At 45.1% G+C, this 20,698-nt stretch carries 18 protein-coding genes, 1 tRNA gene and 1 pseudogene; 3 read left to right on the forward strand and 17 right to left on the reverse strand.

Features of this window, described 5'->3' with window-relative positions:
- Nucleotides 1–17 precede the first annotated feature (17 nt).
- The 12 genes from BST85_RS12275 to BST85_RS12330 form a co-directional block, all read right to left on the reverse strand.
- The gene (locus BST85_RS12275; protein ID WP_104813527.1) at nucleotides 18–1,757 is read right to left on the reverse strand and encodes a VWA domain-containing protein; all 1,740 of its coding nucleotides are present in this window, start codon (nucleotides 1,755–1,757) and stop codon (nucleotides 18–20) included.
- Nucleotides 1,750–2,781: a VWA domain-containing protein gene (locus BST85_RS12280; RefSeq protein WP_245917691.1), complete on the reverse strand. Its 1,032-nt coding sequence runs from the start codon at nucleotides 2,779–2,781 to the stop codon at nucleotides 1,750–1,752. Before BST85_RS12280 ends, BST85_RS12275 begins: the two co-directional genes overlap by 8 nt.
- An 11-nt stretch (nucleotides 2,782–2,792) precedes the next feature.
- Entirely contained in the window at nucleotides 2,793–3,746 is a 954-nt protein-coding gene (locus BST85_RS12285) for a DUF58 domain-containing protein (protein WP_104813528.1), read from the reverse strand.
- A gap of 3 nt (nucleotides 3,747–3,749) precedes the next feature.
- Nucleotides 3,750–4,781 carry an HAD family hydrolase gene (locus BST85_RS12290; protein ID WP_104813529.1) on the reverse strand — a complete coding sequence of 344 codons (1,032 nt, stop codon included), beginning with the start codon at nucleotides 4,779–4,781 and terminating at the stop codon, nucleotides 3,750–3,752.
- A 14-nt stretch (nucleotides 4,782–4,795) separates the two neighbouring features.
- Nucleotides 4,796–5,767: an AAA family ATPase gene (locus BST85_RS12295; RefSeq protein WP_181040017.1), complete on the reverse strand. Its 972-nt coding sequence runs from the start codon at nucleotides 5,765–5,767 to the stop codon at nucleotides 4,796–4,798.
- A 99-nt stretch (nucleotides 5,768–5,866) separates the two neighbouring features.
- Entirely contained in the window at nucleotides 5,867–6,514 is a 648-nt protein-coding gene (locus tag BST85_RS12300) for an HdeD family acid-resistance protein (RefSeq protein ID WP_104813530.1), read from the reverse strand.
- A gap of 314 nt (nucleotides 6,515–6,828) precedes the next feature.
- Complete coding sequence (locus BST85_RS12305) at nucleotides 6,829–8,379, reverse strand: arylsulfatase (RefSeq protein WP_104813531.1); 1,551 nt, start codon at nucleotides 8,377–8,379, stop codon at nucleotides 6,829–6,831.
- Nucleotides 8,380–8,534: 155 nt separating this feature from the next.
- Nucleotides 8,535–9,179, reverse strand: a complete 645-nt coding sequence (locus BST85_RS12310; protein WP_104813532.1) for a hypothetical protein — start codon at nucleotides 9,177–9,179, stop codon at nucleotides 8,535–8,537.
- A 19-nt stretch (nucleotides 9,180–9,198) separates the two neighbouring features.
- Nucleotides 9,199–9,870 carry a hypothetical protein gene (locus tag BST85_RS12315; RefSeq protein ID WP_104813533.1) on the reverse strand — a complete coding sequence of 224 codons (672 nt, stop codon included), beginning with the start codon at nucleotides 9,868–9,870 and terminating at the stop codon, nucleotides 9,199–9,201.
- Nucleotides 9,871–9,878: 8 nt separating this feature from the next.
- The gene (locus BST85_RS12320; protein WP_146090718.1) at nucleotides 9,879–10,682 is read right to left on the reverse strand and encodes a neuromedin U; all 804 of its coding nucleotides are present in this window, start codon (nucleotides 10,680–10,682) and stop codon (nucleotides 9,879–9,881) included.
- A 70-nt stretch (nucleotides 10,683–10,752) separates the two neighbouring features.
- A complete protein-coding gene (locus BST85_RS12325) occupies nucleotides 10,753–11,412 on the reverse strand; it encodes a potassium channel family protein (RefSeq protein ID WP_146090719.1) in 660 nt (219 codons plus the stop codon).
- Between the two features lie 10 nt (nucleotides 11,413–11,422).
- On the reverse strand, nucleotides 11,423–11,830 hold the full coding sequence (locus BST85_RS12330) for a hypothetical protein (protein WP_104813536.1): 408 nt from the start codon (nucleotides 11,828–11,830) through the stop codon (nucleotides 11,423–11,425).
- Between the two features lie 82 nt (nucleotides 11,831–11,912).
- Between BST85_RS12330 and BST85_RS12335 the strand changes: the two genes are divergently transcribed.
- A tRNA-Arg gene (locus tag BST85_RS12335) sits at nucleotides 11,913–11,984 on the forward strand.
- Nucleotides 11,985–12,185: 201 nt separating this feature from the next.
- Here the strand turns inward: BST85_RS12335 and BST85_RS14260 are convergent.
- The 3 genes and pseudogenes from BST85_RS14260 to BST85_RS12350 all read right to left on the reverse strand — a co-directional run bounded on the left by BST85_RS14260 (nucleotide 12,186) and on the right by BST85_RS12350 (nucleotide 14,524).
- Nucleotides 12,186–12,374: a hypothetical protein gene (locus tag BST85_RS14260; RefSeq protein ID WP_146090720.1), complete on the reverse strand. Its 189-nt coding sequence runs from the start codon at nucleotides 12,372–12,374 to the stop codon at nucleotides 12,186–12,188.
- Between the two features lie 821 nt (nucleotides 12,375–13,195).
- Nucleotides 13,196–13,526, reverse strand: a pseudogene (locus BST85_RS12345) (nuclear transport factor 2 family protein).
- 50 nt (nucleotides 13,527–13,576) lie between these two features.
- Complete coding sequence (locus BST85_RS12350; protein WP_104813538.1) at nucleotides 13,577–14,524, reverse strand: NAD-dependent epimerase/dehydratase family protein; 948 nt, start codon at nucleotides 14,522–14,524, stop codon at nucleotides 13,577–13,579.
- Nucleotides 14,525–14,637: 113 nt separating this feature from the next.
- Between BST85_RS12350 and BST85_RS12355 the strand changes: the two genes are divergently transcribed.
- Complete coding sequence (locus BST85_RS12355) at nucleotides 14,638–15,261, forward strand: hypothetical protein (RefSeq protein WP_104813539.1); 624 nt, start codon at nucleotides 14,638–14,640, stop codon at nucleotides 15,259–15,261.
- Between the two features lie 62 nt (nucleotides 15,262–15,323).
- Complete coding sequence (locus BST85_RS12360) at nucleotides 15,324–17,387, forward strand: M13 family metallopeptidase (RefSeq protein ID WP_104813540.1); 2,064 nt, start codon at nucleotides 15,324–15,326, stop codon at nucleotides 17,385–17,387.
- Between the two features lie 47 nt (nucleotides 17,388–17,434).
- Here BST85_RS12360 and BST85_RS12365 read toward each other — a convergent pair whose 3' ends face one another.
- Nucleotides 17,435–18,244, reverse strand: coding sequence for an SDR family oxidoreductase (locus BST85_RS12365; protein ID WP_104813541.1), 810 nt, complete (start codon nucleotides 18,242–18,244; stop codon nucleotides 17,435–17,437).
- Nucleotides 18,237–20,579 (reverse strand): M20/M25/M40 family metallo-hydrolase, encoded by a 2,343-nt coding sequence (locus BST85_RS12370; RefSeq protein ID WP_104813542.1) that lies wholly within the window; start codon nucleotides 20,577–20,579, stop codon nucleotides 18,237–18,239. The genes BST85_RS12365 and BST85_RS12370 overlap by 8 nt, the downstream gene beginning before the upstream one ends.
- Between the last annotated feature and the right edge of the window lie 119 nt (nucleotides 20,580–20,698).

A 20,698-nucleotide genomic window follows, 5' to 3' on the forward strand; every position in this document is an offset into this window, starting at 1 on the left:
AATATGTTCACGGAGACCTACCATGGTTGTTCACTTTTAACGATGGGAATGGCCCTGTTCTTTATCTGATAGGCAAATTTTCGTCTTAGAAATAGGGAAGGGTCTTCGGTGACCTGGCGGAGTAAGGTCTGTTTGGCGGCATCCTTATCGATCACTATACTTTCGTCAAATTCGAAGACATCGATGGTGTTCTCATCGACCTCTTTGGTCACCATTTCCTGAATATCACCTTGGCCTTCATATTTTTCTTCACTATCAAGGGCTTGGTCTTTATCATCCAGTTGAGCAGATTCATCAAATTCTTTCAAATTCTCCAGGTTGAGGTCGTTCTCGATAGATCGGCCTATTTCCAGGCCTTGGGCAGCCGCCAGTGAATCTCGAACAACGATAATTTGATCTCGGTTACGTCGCGCAATGTCGAGATTGGGGTCCATTTCCAGGGCAGAATCGAAGGCCTGTTCCGCAGCCTCCAGATCCCCCATTTCAGCATAAATGACTCCCAGGTTATAGAAACCTTCGGCTGTTACATCCTTACTGTAGGCTTCGGCGGCGGCCTCTAAATCTCCCATTTGGTAATAGGCATATCCTTTTTGATCCCCGCTTTCATAGGTCGCTGCGGCTTCTTTTTCTTTACCTTGTCTTTTCTTTAGTTCCGCCCGTTGATCGGCAGTAAAGAACTGGTCTTCCAAGTTGAACTCACCGGCTTCGTCACAACTCAATGTGATCAGTAAAGCCAGTACCCAATGTACTTTCCAACCCCTTCGGAACCAAAGCAGAGCGATCAGTAAAGAAGGGAAAACCAACCAGATTCCCATGTCTTTCCATTCACTCTCGGCATTCTCAAGATCGATCTCAAATTCCAGATTCTGTCTCACTCGGGCAGCAAGAATTTGAACATCACTGGCATCCAGGGTTACCGTTACAACATTGACATTCTCCACGGTGTTCAGTTGATCCATTGCAATCACATCTAGTCTAGGGATCACCGTATTCCCCTGAGCATCTTTCAGTACAGAATTGCGATTGGGAATGGTCCCGCCATTGGGGGTCGCAATGGCCATGACCTCAACATGGGTGCGTACGGCAGTTTGAGAGATCCTGGCTATATCATCCTGATCAATTTTGTCGGTAACCAAGAGAATCGTACTAGGCGCAATGATATTCTGTAGCAAGGAATCCGCCATGTTTAATGCCTCCTCCAGATAACTACCCTGTACCGGCATGATATCGGGCCTCAGCGCATCCATTTGCCGGGCGATGGTTTTATAATCTTTACTAAACGGAACAACGCTATGAGCCGTCCCGGCATAGGCAATTAAAGCAGCCTTAGAGCTGGGACCCGCCTCAAAGAAATCCTTGATTTTCAGCTTAGCCCGCTCAAGCCGATTGGGTTGAATGTCCTCGGCCAGCATGGATCTGGAGACATCCATTAGGATAACAAGGGCAGCTTCTGTTTTCTGACCGGGACGTTCGATCTGCTCCCAGGTAGGCCCGGCAGCACCCAAGGTTATCAATGATAATAGCATTATCAACAGTATTCTTGGCAGTATAAACTGTCTTTTGGTTCCCTTGATCGTCAAATAAGGCAACATTACTTTTGGAAACATTCTTTTCCAGCGTTGCTGTTGTTTGCCAATGATAACAAACAGCAATAAAAGAAATCCTATAGGTATAAAACCATAGAGCCAATCCGGCCGCAGAAACCAGAGATTATCCCAGGCATATTGCAGGTATTCCTGTAGGCTTAACTCATCCATCGGCCCTGGCTTTAGAAATTATTTTTTTACCCGTGCTCAACAAGCCAAAGATCACTTGATATCCCAAAGCCAATACAAGTGCACCCATCAAGGGATAATAAAAGAGTAAACGCTTGGGTATGTAATCGTTGTTCTCGTATTCGATGGGCTCTAAATCGTCCAGTTCACCGTAGACAGCCTCCAACCGTTCCCGGTCTGATGCCTGAAAATACTGACCTCCACTGGCCTTGGCGATCTCCGTTAAGGTATATTCGTCCAGCTCATATGTCTGGGGCCCGGTAGTTCCGATGCCGATGGTGTAGATCTTTATACTATCTACAGCTGCCAGGCGAGCCGCCTGAATAGGGTTGAGTTCACTTCCACTATCGGCACCATCGGTGATCAAAACCATGACCTTTTTTTGAATACTATCTTGTTCAAATAGTTCTACGGATTTCCCGATGGAATTCCCTATTGCGGTCTTGGCCCCGGCCATTCCCACCTCGGATTCATTGAGCAAGGCCTCGATTACTTGTAGATCGTCCGTAAAGGGAGACTGCAAATAGGCTTGTGTTCCGAAGAGGATAAGCCCCATACGATCCCCTTGACGGCGTTCAATGAATTCGTTCATCACTTCCTTCACAGCCTGCCATCGGGTAACCCGATTACCTTCCTTATTAACCCAATCTGTGGTTTCCATGCTCAGTGAGATATCCACATTGATCAGGAAATTCCTGGCCGTTTTGATCTGTTTTTCTGGTTCACCAACTAGTTGAGGAGATGAGGCCGCTAATATCAGGAGTCCCCAAATTATAAAGAGAAACAACTGGGCAACTGCGTTTCTTCTGGCAATTTGAACACCTTCAGATGGTTTTTCTCCTTTGATCTTAGCCAGTCGGTCAAAATAAGGAGCGTAAAGCGATTCCGTTCTATACTTTAAGGGAGGTAGCAGGATCACAATCAATGGAAGTAGTAACAACCAGAACATCCAGGGATATTCGTATTCCAGGGTTCCACTTTCCAATAGGGTTCTGAGTTCCTGCAAATCTTGGTCTTTTATCTGGTCTTTCCTGAGACAATATCTCTCAATTGCTTGGCCGCCTCTCTCCTCGTATCAAAAGGGATGAGTGGGATTCCATACTTTTTAAAGTCTGTTTTGAGTTTATCCATTCTATTGGATACTTCCTCGTGAAACTCTCGGCGTAATTTTTTGCTGGAACCAACTTGCGACTGAAATTCTCCATCCGAAATGGTGTATCGCTCCTTCAAAAGATAACTTTCCAATGGATCGGTTATTTGGCCGACGATGACATCATTGTTCTTTCTCATTCGGATCAAGGTCTTCAAGGTTTGTGCATTTGCATTCCCAAGATCACTGATAAGGACGATCAGATAATCGTGACTGACCATTTGAGCCGTTCTTTTAAGTGCTTCGTTCAGTGGCTCTTCTATCTTCACATCTACGGCCTTTGCCTTTAATTCACGATTGTAGTCCACGATCACCGAGAGTAATCGCTGAACGGTCCTGCGATCTCGTTTGGGAGAAACAAAATCGATACGCTGTTCATTAAAGACTATTCCACCTACCCGATCCCCAACTTCCAATACACGCCAGCAACCTACGGCCGCTAGATGAGCAGCAACCACTGACTTGAAATAAGCCTGACTGCCAAAGAACATGGATTGGCTCTGATCGATCACGAATATCACAGGACGTTCCCGTTCTTCGGTAAACTCTTTAGTATGAGTTACACCGACACGGGCTGTTACCCGCCAATCGATGTTTCGGATATCGTCTCCCGCTACATATTTTCTGACCTGGTCAAAATCCAGCCCACGGCCTCTCAGTTTGGATCGGTGACGTCCGGAAAGTATGCTCTGAACCGCAAACTTAGGTAGGAAACTGAATCCGTGAGCTTCAAATTGAAGTGCGATCAACTCCCTGAGGGTGACATATACTCCCAGATCAGTTCGGTCTTGCTCGCGAATATCCAGTCTTTCTTTTGGCATGGTTTAATCAACTTGAAACGGGTAGATCACATTCCAATCACCCTTCATATCGATAACGGTCCAACCCTTGGCGGCGGCCTCATCCAGACCCTTATCCAGGCGTCCTATGGAAGAATCCCGGTCGTAGGCCCACTCTCGTTCGGCATCTGTATGATGCAGATATAATTGGAAACTCTTATATGTATTATCGGCACTGTATTGTAGCATTTGGAGATCCCCATCAGAATTACCCGAGGCGAATACGGGTCTTTTTCCGATGTATTTATGTATACCGATCGGTTTTCCCGCTTTATCGTCTATAAAGTCCAATTCGGCCAGGCGCCGAATACTAGCTTGGCCATTGTCATATTCGAAAACAGTCTTGATACTACTGCCGACAACTTGGTCCGGTGGTATTCCATAGGCATCTTCCGTCCAAACCCGCATAAAAGAAACTCCACCTCCGGAGACGATGAAGGTTTTAAATTGATGAGCGCGCAGATAAGTAAGAAGCTCCAACATGGGTTGATAGACCAAGTCATTGTAGGGTCGATCGAACCTGGGATGCTTACTTGCCTTTAACCAGTCATCTACTATGCTTTCAAATTCGATTGCGGTCATACCTGCATGGGTAGCCATGACCAATTCCAACAAGCCGTGTTCCCCCGTCGATATTAGACCCGCCATATCGTCTTCCAATACCGCCTTAAACGGCATTGTGTCTTTCCATTCCGGATGACTCTCCGCCATCACTTTAACCCTATCGATCGCGAAGAACAGCTGGAAATATGCCGGTTGTTCCGACCAGAGATTACCGTCGTTATCGAAGGTGGCAATTCGGTCATCGATCGGAATAAAATCAGCACTGTCCGGGTTGGTCACGGCAGTCACATAATCCAGTATGGCGGATTTCGTTGATCCCTCGTTCCAGGACGGAAGTGGGTCCTGTTCTGGGGCTGGGCTGGTTGCGATTAGCTCCTTTTCAGTTTGTTGACCACAACTGATCAGAACACTGATAAGGACGATTCCAAAAAACGGCTTTAATAAACTCTTCATTGTATAAATATTGTTTAAGCGACAGCTACCTGCTTTAGAAGCTCGTCAATTATTTGATCCTTGTTTATACCTTCGGCATTGGCCTCATAACTGGAGACAATGCGATGGCGCAGAATGTCGTGCGCAACAGCCCGGACATTGTCTGGGGTTACGAAGTCCAACTGGTTCATCCATGCGTGCACCCGACTACACTTGTCTAGGGCAATAGAAGCTCTGGGGCTGGCTCCATAGTCCATCCAGGAATTGAGCTGCTCACTGTATTTAGCCGGAAACCGAGTAGCGTTTACCAAGTCTACGATGTACCTTTTGACACTCTCTTCGATTTTTATTTTCGCTATCTCGTCCCTGGCGGCAAAGATCACTTGGGGTGATATGGTTTCGTTCTCGGAACCGCCAGACTGCTTTTCACTTGCCTCTCCTCTAACTAAATCGAGTACTTTGATCTCGGATTCCGTATCCGGATAGTGAACAATCACATGCATCAGGAAACGGTCCATTTGAGCCTCCGGAAGGGGGTAGGTTCCTTCCTGTTCAACCGGGTTTTGGGTGGCCATCACCATAAACAAGGGGTCCATTTTATGCGTAGTTCCAGCAACGGTAACCTGCCGCTCCTCCATTGCTTCGAGCAAAGCCGATTGTACCTTGGCCGGGGCCCTGTTTATCTCGTCCGCAAGGATGAGGTTATTAAAGATAGGACCTGGTTGGAAAATGAACTTTTCATCCGAATCAGGTTGATATACCTCGGTTCCGGTAATGTCAGAAGGTAGCAAGTCCGGAGTAAATTGAATCCGACTAAGCCCGGTATCCAGGTTCTTGGCCAGACTGCTTATCGCCCTGGTCTTGGCTAATCCGGGCATTCCTTCCAGCAAGAGATTGCCATTGGCTAAGAGGACCATTATAATCCGGTTAACGACATTTTCCTGGCCAAGAATGGATTGATTCATACGTTCGGCCAAAAATTGAATTTGTTGATGAGTTTCCTTCATTTTGATGCTATTTAGCGAATAGAACGAGGAGAGTTTTAAATAAAAAAACCTATCCGGTAAAACGAAATTCACCGGATAGGGTGTAAATAGTATGATGGTTTAAGAATCTGCCTTTTCCATTTCTTCGGCAATTTCTCTTTCCAATTTGTTGTAACGGTCCATTAGTTCTTTGGAGATCTTGGCAGGCATATCGTGGATCTTCTTCAGTTTCATGGAGAGAATCACATTGAAAATACCAGCGGTCAAGAATGCCAGCCCTGTCCAAATGATGACGCCAAGTCCAGCAAAGGCCGGGTTCCATAAGAGGATGAAACCGAAGATCACTCCCAGGACCCCTATGACCATTAAATTGCCCCATGCCGTGACGCGAAAATTTCGAAGATCGATGGCTACACTTATTGCCTGGAAAGACCGGAAAAGCACGACGAATCCAACAAAGAAGGCCAAAGTTATCTTGGAAAGTTCAGGCCGATTAAGCATAATTAATCCAACGACCAAAGTCAATAGTCCCATTACAAAGGTCCATCCCCAGCCATCCAATATTTTTCGGTTATTCAATGCGAATAAAGCTTCCGCAGCTCCTGAAATCAGGAAGGAGAGCGCAAACAAAAAAGCCAAGGCGGCATACGAAGCTTCGGGCTTAGCGAAGGTCCAAATACCAATTCCGATCAGAACCAATCCGGCCAGTAGCGGTAAATACCAATATTTGACAGCTCCTCGAGCTCGTTTTAAAAATGTTTGTGGCATGTTGTTAGTTTTTAGTTGTGCCTACTCTGAACTAGTTTTCGGCTTCCCTATTGTTATCGGATAATACCTCCGAATCTGAAGTAAGGGCGGGTCCATTGCTATTGGAAATGGGGGTAAGGACATTTTGAAACTATTCCATCCATCTGTATTGATCAAATCAGTATTACATCCTGCCTTTCTGGCATCGCCGTTGATTGCGGCTACACAAGCCCCGGAATCAGGATGATACGCATGGCTGAGGCGGCTTAGAATACAGGGATATGGTAACATTAACCCCGGTCTTTCAACCAGGGGTTAACTAAGACGATCAATTGTTATTTGGAGCCTCCAGAGTTGGAGAGCTGTTCCATCACTTGATCAAGTGAGAAACTGGCCGCCTTCTGTCGAGGTGGATAATCCTTGAAGGTAGCCAGGAACTTTCCAACATACTCCTGTGCTGGTATAAACAGATAAACTCGGTCGATTAACCAGTCATAGTATGTGTTAGAGGTAATTTGCGCTCTTTCATATGGATCTCTCCTCAAATGGAACATCAGTGGTACACGCAATGGTGTAAACGGATTGGCCCAGGCTTCCAGAGTGGCCTCGACCTTTTGTTCCATAAAGATTAGTTTCCAAGGACCATAACGCAGAGCAGTTAAGTCACCGTCATCTGAAAAATAGAAAATCTCTTTACGAGGGCTTTCTACATTTTGAGGGTCCTTGAGGTGCTCCATCAGGTTGTATCCGTCCAAATGAACCTTGTAGTTGCGCCCCAGTGCACTGCTATTGTATCCGTCCAAGAGGTCTGTTTTGATATCTGATTTACCAGCAGCTGCCACAAAGGTTGGAAGCCAATCCATATGGTGCACCACGCCATTACTGACTGAACCTGGTTTGATGACACCTGGCCATCTCACCATAGCCGGCACTCGCCATCCACCTTCCCAGTTGGTGTTCTTTTCACCTCGGAAAGGAGTTGATGCTGCATCTGGCCACGTATTGTAATGAGGGCCGTTATCAGTTGAATAATGCACAATTGTATTGTCGGCTATACCCAATTCGTCCAAAAGGTCTAGGAATTGTCCAATATGCATATCGTGCTCGATCATACCATCGGTATATTCATCGTTACCCGGATGTCTGCGACTTTCCTGAACATGTGTTCGGAAGTGCATGCGTGTTCCACTCCACCAAACAAACCATGGTGTGCCCGAGGAAGTCTGTTGACGGATGAAATCCAAGGCTGCTGCAACGGTTTCATCATCTACAGTTTCCATTCGCTTTTTGGTCAGTGGCCCTGTATCTTCGATCTTACCATCGGCGGAACTACGGATTACTCCTCTGGGGCCATAGGTTTCACGGAAGGTTCGTCCATCGGCCATGATCATATCTCCTGGATAATCCTCATTTTCTGGCTCTTCTTCGGCATTCAAGTGATAGAGGTTCCCGAAGAAGACATCGAATCCGTGATTCGTTGGCAAGTGAGTGTCTTTATCTCCTAAGTGGTTCTTTCCAAATTGACCTGTGGCATAACCTTGATCCTTGAGCAGTCCGGCGATGGTAGGATCCTCTACTTGCATACCGAGATCTGCACCAGGTAGTCCTACTTTGGACAAACCGGTTCTGAATACACTTTGTCCCATAATAAAGGAGGAGCGACCCGCAGTACAGGACTGCTCTCCATAGTAATCCGTAAAGATTATTCCTTCTTTTGCTACCCGATCTATGTTCGGAGTTTGGTAGCCCATCATTCCCATGGTGTAGGCACTAATATTGGATCGACCGATATCGTCACCCCAGATAACAAGGATGTTCGGTTTGTCTTGTGCATAGACCATAGCAGCCATGATCATGCACAAAAAGACGGATAGGATTCTTTTCATAATCAAGAGTTTAATTAAAATTTTGAGTTAGTGGTGAATAACGTCTAATCTGAACTTAGACATTAGACTAATCAAGTTAACCAATTATTGATGAAACCCAAACAAAAAGAGGGATTTCCCACAGAAACCCCCTCGATAAAGTGTATTGTTCAAGTCTAACTTCCCGTGCCTAGACGAAAAACTAGGCCACCGCTGAATCCTCCAATAATCGTAGTTCCCGACACACTGACGCCACCGCCAATTCCACCTGGGCCTCCAGCCACATAAACTCCACCCCAGGAGACTGGGAAGAGGAGATTCCCTTGAAGGTTTAATCCAACTACTTCAGAGAACATGATATTGAGTCCAGCTTTGAAGGAAAATGCAAACTCTGTAGAATTAGACAAACTTCGGTTAACGATTTCACTGTTTTCATTAGACGGTGCTAGTATGACCAATCCCAATGCACCTCCCACAAAGGGTTTAACAGGAGCATCGTTTAAATAACGCATTACTCCGATCTGAATCCAGTCCGCGCTTAAATCAGCGACCTTTCTTTCTGTCGGAGCAATGTAGATGTCCTTTATGGACAATTCGGCGTCGTGATGGATCCATGAAGCTTCGACCAGAGTTCCATAGTCCACTTCATACCCCACATTGACCCCGTATTGGTCACCATCGGATATTTTTAAATAATTGACTCCATAGTTCAGTTTCGAGCCAAACTGTATTCCGTAAGAGGGAGTGATCTCTATGCTTTGGGCGCTCAATATGCCTATATAAAGAAACGCAATTGAAAACGCTATGATTTTTAATTTCATGCTAAAAGATTTGAGTAGATTATTTAAGCGCTGAAGCTATTTTATTGGCGTATATCTTAGCCGTTGCTGACGCGCCTTCTGGGTCTTCTAAAGACGAGGTAACCACCGCTAAAAGTTGTTTTTCTTCAGGTTCGTCCAGGTTGTAGAACAAGGTCTCCAACACATAGGTAACCGACTCTTGAGTAGTTACCGTTTCTGGCACATAATTCCCGCCATATTGCATGTAATAGGATCCTGGATAGGCATAGTAACCATAAAAACTTGCAGAATAGAAGGGTTCGGTAACGCCATAGGTCGCCCCGGCGTAGTAGCCTCCATCACTGTTACGTTGAACGGTGAGTTTTTTGTCTTTCATTACACTGATTACCACACCGTGGTAGCCTGCAGCTTCGATCTTTCTTTTGGCCTCGGCCACGTCGGCTTCTGTCAATTTCTTTTCCACATTTAAAGTTGGGATCTTTTTATAGCTCTCCGTAGCAGGTACGCCTGCGGCTCTCAATTTATTGGCAATAGCCTCTTCAAACGCTATCCGCGCTTGCTGATTATTAGTTCTGGCGATTACCAGAGTGTTCTTGGACTTTAAGGTGGCAGCATTTTCGCCTTTCCAGGAGTCCAGAACCTTTACGCCGGAGCATCCAATTAGACCGACGATAAACAAACTGAGTAAAAGGAGTTTTTTAATTGATTTCATGTAAGGATTTATTTTGGAAATAATAGTACGACTTGGATCCTCAGTTGACTCTCAGGACCGAAATCGGGTGTAACTACATTGTAATAGTAACCCAATTGGGCGTTTATAGGTAGTTTGCCGGCGCGAAATAGTTTCCCAGCACCCGCTCCAATAGGAACTGTCCATTGATTACCCGAACTAGCTTCCCAATTGGCTGTTATTATGGGTGCGGAATTTACATACCATCCATTGGACAGATTCTTGACGACAAACACCTGGGAGTAAAAAAAGTTCACATCCGGTCTGTCACTTGCCCCTGCATAGGACCAAGTGTTCTGGACAAGGCCTCCAACGGTCAATCCTTTGGGCTGCACTAAAACAACCACACTGGGCCCTGCGCTCCATTTACCAGTGCCCAGTACCGGATCTGTCGCGGTGGGAAGACCTAGTGCTAAACCATAACCAATGATAGTCTTCTTGGGTTTTGCCGAGGTGAGAAAAAGACTAAGGTTGACATCGCCTAAACCAAATTCGCTATTACTACTTCCCACAGGTTGAGAGATAACCGGAACGATCGTCCGGGTGATCAAGTTAAAATTCTCATTTATCTTAAATGGAAGTACTGGTTGAATATTCAGCGTGTTTCGAGTCCGGTTATCCGGACCAACACCAAAATCGATATTGTTTTGAAATGGCAAGCTGATCAGATCAGCAACTGGATTTTGAATTTTCTGCTCCAGGTTATCCGAATTACCAGTCTCTTCATCCTGTCCCAACACGATCGAAGAAAACGTCAATAAAGAGCAAAGAGCTATGAATTTGATCCTGTACATGGCTAAACGTGGGTTTTAATATGAAAAACTAAATTAGGTCAATCCAATGGAATGAATGGAGCGCGTGATGTTAATTCTTTTGACTCATGTATTTGGAAACCACAACCGCTGTGATGATAACCATATAGAATTGTCCTACCAACCCGATCAAAATAGCCGCTTTCCGGGCGGCATCGGCCACTGGAAAGATCTCTCCGTAACCTATGGTCAGCAAGGTGATGTAACTAAAATATACGATGTCCTCTACATTGGGCAATATACCCCTTGCTGGGGTTATTCCAGAAAAAGATCCTGGAGCGAACATCTCAATTATCATACACAATAATGCTCCGATAAGTCCAAGACAGATATAACCACTAATCAACCCTAACAAAGTCGACATGGTCACATTTTTCATGGTGAGTATCTGTTTGATGATCTCATAGGTCACCATGGCATAGAACGGGAATAAAACTGCCATGTTCACCAGGTGATTCAATCGGCCATCGCCAATTCCAAAGAGATTCAACAGGGAAGTAAGAAGCAGCAGACCGAGCAATACCAGGAAAAAACGAAACATCCGCTTATTATCTGATATAAGAAGCAGACCAGCAACCAGGTTTAGGGTGTTCGCTATAGGCAGAAAAACATCTTCAAATATTCCGAAAGGCATCAACAGGCCCCCGAAAAGAATAAAACTCAGACTGAGAAGAAAAAGTCCGAAACGATATGGATATAACCTTTCTACCAATGGACGTTTGTTATTCTATCCCCCAACGTTTATAGGCAGAACGCATTAGCTCGCCAATGATCTCTTGATGAACAGCATACTGTTCTGCGGTCAGGTTCTCTTTCATTTCAGCTTCTTGTTTATCTAAAAGCTTCTCTACTTCTACCTTTAACTCATCTTTGGAAAGCCCTTGATCTTTATCGTCCAGGCGGCCCATTTTTACGAAGTAGTAGGTGAGTGTGCTCCAGTATTCGTCTCTTTCCTCCTGGTTCATCCCCATTCGTTTATCTACCTCTTCATTCATCCACATTTGAAGGTTATCCTTTTCTTCCGAAGTAAAAATGGTCACTTTCCTATCCTTTTTAGAATATTCCTGTGACCAACCCGTAATTACTGCTCCAAGTAAAAGAGCGATCAATAGCATCCGTGTTTTAAGCATGATTTGGATTTTAAAGGTCTAAAGTTAATGCATTTGAGCAATTGAACTTTCTGGCTCGAAAATTTTTACATTTGCAGCCCACGGCCCCGTAGTTCAAGGGATAGAATAGAAGTTTCCTAAACTTTAGATCCAGGTTCGAGTCCTGGCGGGGCTACACCAAAACACTACCCGCGATAGCGGGTATTTTTTTTGAAGAGACCTTACCCCAAGCTTGCTTGAGGGTAAGGATCGAGAAAAAAAGTATGCCCCGCGAGAGGTAGTGTTTGGTGGGTAAAGAGCTTATTGCGTGAGGTCCAACGAGCCCGCAGGGCGAGTTAATCCTGGCTCTTCTGGATCAAGTAAAATCTTTCTTCATTTAATGAATGTTGTGTCGTGCTTTTTCAAGAGACAAGCTTGCTTGATCGATGGAAAGAGCACAAGCATAATCGCGAAGCGATAAAGATTTTACTTGCAGTATTGGATAAATCAGGATCATTTCTAAAGGAAATAATCCTAGCCCCTTGTTATTGAAAGTGCTCCTAATCAATTTCTTCTTCTCTGCCATTAAAGGCATTTGTGGGAGCTAGATGGGGGCTTTTTTGTGCCCGACATTCTCTGTTACGAAATATTCCAATCTTCAAATGTACTTTTGCAGTAAGACTTAAAGACTGCAAGAATGAATAAGTTCCCTTTGCTAATATCTCTGCTAATTGCAGGAACCATTTATTCTCAAGGTTGCACACTAGAGCTCGATGAGTTGGTCAAATCCCGCAAGTTTAACCAATTTCAATTCGAATCCTTTGCGGTTGAGCGAGGTTTCGTATACAATGCCATATCACGTACTTACTTTTGTGAAACTGCTAATTACAGTGACAATGTCGAACTCAAATAATATAGGGACAATGGGGATAATGGAAAATGGGTGAGTTATTCTTTTGAAGACAAGAAGACCTACCTTCGATTCAAGAAGGTACTAGACGAGAAATATAATTTCACAAGGACTGTTCAGCTTGAGCAAACTACGTTTTCCAACTATAGTAACGATTACCGTACCGCCTGGATAATGTTAACTTCTATATCAAGTGAGGCAGTGGGGTATTATGGGTATTTCCTATCTGTGCGTTACGTCAATAAATAAAAAACGGATACCTCAGGATCATGTCCTCACGGCATAATCCTGGGATGAATTCCCAAACCCCAACCACCAATTCAAGAATTAACTAAGCAAGTTGTATTAAACGAATTACTCTTTAAAATTTATCTGCTAACTTGATTTTGGGTGGGGGTGGAACCCTTGTGAAAGTTAACTTTCTCTCGTGGCAAATTTTAACCGAAAACAATAGATTTCGACTCACGACTCACGACTCACGACTCACGACTCACGACTCAAACCATCCCATTCCCATGGGCCATTTTATCAGGCACTTGTTGGATGGCGTCCCAGTGCTCGACGATCTTCCCATTGTCATCGAAACGAAAAAAATCCATGGTTACGTATTGGTCATTACCCGGCCAAGTTTGCATGGTATGTAAGGCGACCAGATCACCCTCGGCAACAGCCCGAACAAACTCAATTGACTTATCGGGATATTCGGACTGCATCCGTTCAAAATAGTCTATGAAGCCATCCTTTCCGTCGGCAACATCCGGGTTGTTGAATGTATTGATCTCCGACATAATGCTCCACGGCATTCTTGGGATCACCTAGAAAGGCCATTCGATAAAAAGCGACGGCATTGGCTTTGTTTCGTTCCAGCTCCGTTGAACTCACTGCTGACCGGATAGATTCTTGATCATCTCCTCCACCAGTTCTTTTAGCTCAAATCGATGACTCCAATTCCAATCTTTCCGGGCTTGACTATCGTCTATGCTGGCTGGCCACGAATCCGCGATCGCTTGTCTAAAATCGGGATTGTAATCCATTTGAAATCCGGGAATGCGTTTCTCGATCTCTGACGCAATCTCAGCCGGTGAAAAGCTAACCCCCGCCAGGTTATAAGAATTTCGTATGCTGATCTGTTCTGAAGGCACATCCATTATACTGATGGTGGCGCGGATGGCATCGTCCATATACATCATTGGAAGGGTCGATTGCGGGCCCAGAAAGCAATCATAATTACCATTGTTTAGGGCTTGGTGGAAAACATCTATTGCATAATCTGTAGTCCCTCCTCCAGGCGCAGTTTTATAGCTGATCAGGCCAGGATAACGGATAGAACGGACATCCACTCCAAATTGTTTGCTATAGTACTCGCACCATCTTTCTCCGGCTAGCTTTGAAATTCCGTAGACTGTACTGGGTTCAGTAATGGTATGCTGAGGAGTATTTTGACGCGGGGTTGTGGGGCCAAAGACTGCTATGCTGGAAGGCCAGAATAAACGGGTGATCAACCCTTCTTTAGCTATTTCCAACAGATTGAACAAAGAGGTCATGTTCAAGTCCCAAGCCTTGGATGGGTACTTCTCTGCGGTTGCAGAAAGCATAGCTGCCATCAGATAAACCTCTTCTACTTCGTTATCCTTGATGACGTCTTGGATTGCCATTTTATCCATGGCATCTAACTGCACAAATGGACCGGAATTAGTAAATGCGTCATCTATAGTGACAATGTCGCTGGCAATGACGGAGTCGTTGCCGTGAATATCCCTTAGGGCTGAGGTCAATTCGGTTCCTATCTGTCCTCTGGCACCGATAACCAGTATGCTTTTGCTCATCAATTTGCAGGTCTGAATCGCCGATAAATATAGTCATATTCTTGCCCTGATGTTCAATTTTTATGTGCTCAAGGCACGAATACCCTATATTTGTTGTCCTTGTGTTGAAAACTATGAGAGAACGCGCCTTGTTATTTCTGATCACAGGATTGATAATTGCACTTTCTTCCTGTCAGAACAAAGCAGGAGATGAGAACCAGCCTTTAGAAGGTGTCTTGCAGGACAGTACCCGCTTATACGGAAATGTCGATTATCGGTTTCCAGCCCTATCTCAGCAGACTATGGAGGTATTAACCCTATGGCCGATCTTTGAAGAGTTCAAATCTGAAGTAACAACCATGAACGGGCACTCTGTGGGTGTGATTCAAAATAAATCTAAGCGCTTAATACAGCACACAGACTCATTGAGAAAGACCATCCCGGATACATTGAATACCCTTCCTATCTACTCCCGACTTATGGTGACACAAACCAGAGCTGAATTGTTGAATCAGGAGGCTAATCGGGACAGATTGGACACCCTTTTGCTAGAGCAAGCCTTGGCAGAATTGAATCTATCGGTTAGCAGTTTATTCGTCCAGATTAACGAGAAATTTCAGAAGGACCAGATCGATCAGCAGCGAGCAGTCGACGAACAACTGGAACTGGAGAAACAAAAAAGATTCCTAGACTCGATAGAACTCCTTGAATTACAGGACCAGATTAGGAACGATACTGTAACAAATCGAGAAAATTGACACTTATACGTAACCTCGTAGAGGTTATTACAGTCTTTAGTATAGAAACCAAAAATAACAATATGAAAACCAAACTGATCAGCACTACAATGGCTCTCACCTTGCTCGTTGCTTTGGTGAGTTCGTGCGCCGAAGAAAAAGATACGGCCAAGGTGGATGATGCCCCTCACGGGTTAATTATGGCCAACATGGATACCGCTGTAGATCCCAAGGAGGATTTCTACAATTATGTGAACGGTACCTGGATGAAAGAGACCAAGATTCCAGACGATCGCTCCAGTTGGGGTGGATTCAGTGTACTGCGGAAATCGACAGATGCAGACGTGCTGAGATTGATCTCTAACGCAAAAGAGTTTAACCGATATTCTGCGGATTCCGATCAAGGCAAAGCCTTAGCCTTGTTCGATACCAAATTGGATACACTTACTCGCAATGACCGCGGAATATCCCCGCTGCAACCAACATTAGACAACATTGCCAGTATCGAGAATCTGGAAGATCTTCAAACGAAGTTGGCGACAGACCCGGCTATGTCTTCTCCATTCTTGGGAGTTCAGGCTTTCGGAGATCTAAATAACTCAGCAATGAACGCAGCTTATCTAACTCCAGCAGGTTTAGGTCTTCCGGACCGTGATTATTATCTGGATCAGGACGACAAGTCCAAAGAGATTCGAGCGGAATACGTTAACCACATCACAAGAATGCTGCAATATCTGGGAGATGACGAGGCTACAGCACGTCTAAGTGCAGAGAAGATTTTGGAAATGGAAACCAAATTGGCCGAGCCTCGCTTTGACAAAGTTCAGAGTCGTGATGCTCGTAATTTCAACAACCCAAAAACACTAGCTGAGGTACAGGAAATGATGCCGGCAATCAACATACAGAAATTACTAGATGACCTGGGTGTCGAGAAACAGGTAGATACGATGATCGTGATGCAGCCGGAATACACCAGAGTCCTGAACGATTTCATGACTGAGACCCCAATGGAGGATATCAAGACGCTGATGCGTTGGGATACCTTCAATAGTAATACCAATGTATTGACCACGGATATCGAAAAGGCCAATTGGGAGTTTTACAGCAAATACCTTCGAGGGGCGCAAGAACAACGTCCTGCAGAAGAGCGTGCCCTGGCAACGGTAAACGGTACAATGGGAGAGGCCTTAGGTCAGGTTTATGTTGACGAAATGTTCCCACCTGAAGCCAAGGCCAAGGCGGAATTGATGATCGCTAACGTGATCGCGGCCTTCCAGGACAGAATCAAGAATCTGGATTGGATGAGTGATTCCACTAAATTAAAAGCTGTCGAGAAATTGGATAAGTTCACTGTGAAGATTGGTTATCCGGACGAGTGGGAAGATTACTCCAATATGGAGATCAAAGCCGAAAACGGCTATTTCGAGAATATGGTGGCTGCGAACAAGTGGGCACTGGAAAAGAACCTTGGTGAGATTGGTGAGCCCGTAGATCGAGGTGAGTGGGGTATGGCTCCTCAGACCGTAAACGCTTACTTCAACCCCTTGAACAATGAGATCGTGTTCCCGGCAGCTATCCTTCAGCCACCGTTCTATGATTACCTGGCTGACGAAGCCGTTAACTATGGAGGTATTGGTGCAGTAATCGGTCACGAGATCTCTCATGCCTTTGACGACAGTGGATCCAGATTTGACGGTGATGGTAATCTGGTCAATTGGTGGACAGAAGATGATCTTGTCAAGTTTACCGAGAGAGGAGATGCCTTGGCAGAGCAGTATTCTCAGATCGAGGTACTGGATAGCGTTTTCATCAATGGAAAATTCACCCTTGGTGAGAATATTGGAGATCTTGGAGGTCTTTTAGGAGCTTATGACGGTCTGCAGCGTTTCTACGCCGAAAACGGACGTCCGGAAGATATTGACGGATTAACGGCAGAACAAAGATTCTTTATGAGTTGGGCAACAATTTGGAGAACACTCTCCAGAGAAGATGCCTTGAGGACCCAGATCAAAACGGATCCGCACTCACCTGGACGATACCGGGCTACTCAGCCATTACTGAATATCGATGCCTTCTATGAAGCATTCGATATTAAAGAAGGAGATGCCATGTATTTGCCACCGGAAGAGCGTGTAAGAATTTGGTAGATGAATTGATTATTTTTGATAGATGGGGAGCCTTTGGGCTCCCTTTTTTATAGGTGGTGAATAAAGTCGTATTCTAAAACGGGGCCGATCTGGTCGGAATCAACCTGCTTGTAGATTAGGTCACCACCGGACTCTTCCGAGTAATGTGGAGGTTCCAGCCCTAAAGATTCTGCAACCATGGAATAGTAATCTGCCTTTGTGGGATGCGAGGGCATGACGGCATTAAAGATCTTGCCATACGCATTTTGCCTTATGATAAGGGAAATGATCTGAACACAATCTTCTCTATGGATGAGGTTTACCGGAGCATTCCCGCCACTCAAGTTCTTTCTGCCTGCCAGATATCTGACCGGTTGCCGACTGCCGCCATAGAGTCCTCCAAACCTGACTATAGTGGTTTTAAAACCTCCCGAGTTAAAGAACATCTGTTCCACCTGTAATAGCTGTCTACCTGCTTCAGTTTCCGGTTTGGGCAGGTCTTTTTCGGTTACCTTCCCTTGTGAATCGCCATAAACGGATGTGCTGGAAACTAAAATGACCTTTTGGGCCTTAGACAGCTTGATCTCATCCAGGAAATAGGCCATCTTCAATACATAGTCTGAGCCTGTATTACGCCTTAAACCAGGCGGAATCATAATTACAAGGGTCTCAACCTCTCCGAGAAAGGCCTGAACAGGACCTTGAATGCCATGATCGGTGAGGGTTATCGGATAGACTTCCAGACCGCTTTGTTGCAGCAGTCCGGCCTTGTCCAGACTGCTCACGCTGCCTTTGATGGTATACCCCAAAAGTTTTAGGTGACGTGCCAATGGCAGGCCCAACCACCCAACTCCCGCCATACCGATCGTTCTAGTCATCAGCAATTAATGAGTCGGTTGGAATTGTATTAAATAGTCGAGGGTCAAATGATCTTCGAACAACAACGGCATCGGTAGTTACGAAGGGTTTGGGCATGGTATTCTCTGGGCGAGGATTCATGTTCAGTCTGTCATTGCTCATCAGATCAAATGAGTATTCCAATATGGTGAAAGGGATGCTTTGATCGGCGGAGGTATAAGCCACTTCCAAGCTATCGCCATGGGGAACGTAATATTGTAGTATAAAGTTACTGCGTCTGTTTGGCCAGACATAGCCGGTACTATCCGCTTCAATGGATTTTCCGTTGTAGACCAGTTTCTTAAAGGTCACCAGCGTGTCTGCATACAAACGGATCAGCCGGGCATCCTCCCGAGGGTGAACCGTAAATCGGACACTGCGATCATTACCGATCAGGGTGTCTTCGTTCAGTTGAACATCGAAGAAATCCATGAGCACATCAGGTGCCCGGTTCGCAAAAGAATAACCAGTATTGTATTTGCTGCCAGAAGCACTGGCTACATAATCTGAAGCTGGCTTGGGTTCTTCTCCCAGGTAAGACTCAGTCCAGCTATCCAGAACATCATCATAGCTCACCCAATAGCTTTCTCCTTTATCCTGGTCTTGGTAATAGATCAAACTATTTGGCTTTTGCTGTTCTGGGGTAAAGTCACTCTGCAGATGGGACCGAATCAAGAACACCATTGATAGCAGCAGGACAGAATAGGTCAGGAATTTCTTTCCTTTCCAATAACCGATAACCGGCAGTGCCAATCCAAAAAGTAGCACAGTAAAAGCGCAGCTGGCCAACAGCATTTCCAGCCCAAGACCAACTGGGAAGAATTGAATCAGTGGAGAGAACAAGATCAATGCCGGCGCAATTAGTAAGGCCATCAATAGCAAGTTGGGAGTTTCCTGCCATATCATTAACCATAAGGCCGCAAGGCCAAAGAACACAGGTATCACAAAATATGCAGCCCCTTTTAGATACAGATATACGGCACCATTGATAATGATCCAAAGGATTAGCGGTGCAACGGACAGATTCGCAACAGAAACTTGCTTCGCTAATCGTCTGTATAAGAATAAGGTAATGCCCAGGCTAAGCAGCACAAAAAAGATGATATAGGTATGTCCGTTATAGGTAAAACCATGCTGAATCTCATAGTACTCCGGGTAGATGCTCATAATCAGACTCCAGCCATATTTCCCGATGACGGTGCATAGAATAAGAGCCAGTAAGAGCACTAAACTACCTCGGCCAATACCACGTCCGCTTAGTTTGCCTTTCTTCATGCCCCATCCTACAAGGACTAGTAACAAAACCACTGTGATCACCCACATGGGGAGGATCCAGGAGAATGGATAATTGATCATCTTGATAAATGGGAAGTTGACATATACATCGTCTTCACTGGCGCGAACATTCAGGTCTGCTTGGGCAAGATGGGTAAGCAACGGTAAAAGATAGCTGCCCTGATGCTGCAAGGTGTTTCTATCCAAGTTCTCAAAATTATCGTTGGCGGTATGGTAATCAAAGTGATCATCGATAAATGCAAAGAAGTATCCGTCTATATCTGCCCCTTCTCTCAAGACAGTTGAGTCCGTATCATTTGGCAGCATTTTATAGATGCTATACATCAAAGATGAGGCAACTGGGTATTCTGTTCCAGCCTCCTTGAAGGCTTTGATAAGCCCTTGGTTTCCATGATTAGTCTCGACGATCATGTTACTTGGGCCACCACTTCCACGAGCTTCAAAATTCAGAGCCAAGTCAACTTCTTGGGCCCAAGGATGTTCATCGACAAACAACTGCGCTCCGTCCAAACCGATCTCTTCAGCATCAGTAAAGAGAATGATAATATCGTTCTTCGGCGGGACGCCAGCATTTAAAAAGGCCCTAACACTTTCCAAGATGGTCACAACTCCACTTCCTGCGTCACTGGCCCCATAACTAGGCACCAAGGCACTATCGTAATGAGAGAAAATCATCAATGTTCGGTCGCCAATCGTCCCATCTATCTTGGCAAGAATGTTTACCGGCTTGTCCAAAACGCCTCGGTTTTGGTTAATCACGAAACCTTCCTGAATTTGGGGGTCTAATCCAAGTTCTTTCAGCTGCTCCACCAGGTAGTCCTTTACCCTGTCATTAGCAGGAGAGCCATTCATATGTGGCTCACGGGAAATCTCTCGTAAATGCAACAAAGCACGCTCGGTAGAAAATTCGGTCTCCGGGATAGAGGCGGGAGTGCCCTCTCTGGGCATGAGGGTATAAAAACTGAGATAGATCAAGCCGATTACGGCCAAAAACGAGAGGAAACCATATTGACGGTTCATGCAGGACTTTGTTTAAACTTTAAAATTACGATTTATTACAGAATACCCCTACATCTGTAAGGCAGGCTTGAAGTTTACTTCCTTTTTTAGCTATATTTAAGTAGACTAAAAATAAGCGA

This window comes from Aureitalea marina, from assembly GCF_002943755.1.
Lineage (GTDB): Bacteria > Bacteroidota > Bacteroidia > Flavobacteriales > Flavobacteriaceae > Aureitalea > Aureitalea marina.